Below are 378 nucleotides of genomic sequence, written 5' to 3'. Positions count from 1 at the left end.
CTCTACTACCGCACCGACCTGGCCGAGAAGGCGGGCATCGACAAGGCTCCGACCAACTGGAAGGAGATGCAGGACCTCGCCACCGCCTACCAGAAGAAGGCCGGTACCAAGTGGGGCCTGTCCATCCAGCCCAGCGGCCTGGACACGGTGCAGAACTTCTACTCCTTCCTGTACTCGGCCGGCGGCGAGATCGTCAATGACAAGGGCGAAGCCGTCATCGACAGCCCCGAGGCCGTCAAGGCGCTCAAGGAGTACGGCTCGTACTTCGACAAGGGCCTCTCCAACAAGTCCGTGGCGCCCGGCTACGACGTGGTGAAGGACTTCGGCAACGGCCGCGTCCCGATGTTCTTCGGCGGCCCCTGGCACGTCACCCTGCTG

The 378-nt window shown here is 64.6% G+C and carries 1 protein-coding gene; it reads left to right on the top strand.

Annotated features, from left to right (window positions below; genetic code table 11):
* The coding region (locus AC1DUE_RS20730) for an extracellular solute-binding protein (protein ID WP_477041279.1) at positions 1 to 378 on the top strand (378 nt) is incomplete at both ends.

The sequence above is a fragment of the Cellulomonas sp. P4_A2 genome (assembly GCF_056402515.1).
The sequence above is the reverse complement of the archived record's forward strand: the minus strand, read 5'-3'. Positions and strand labels throughout refer to the sequence as shown.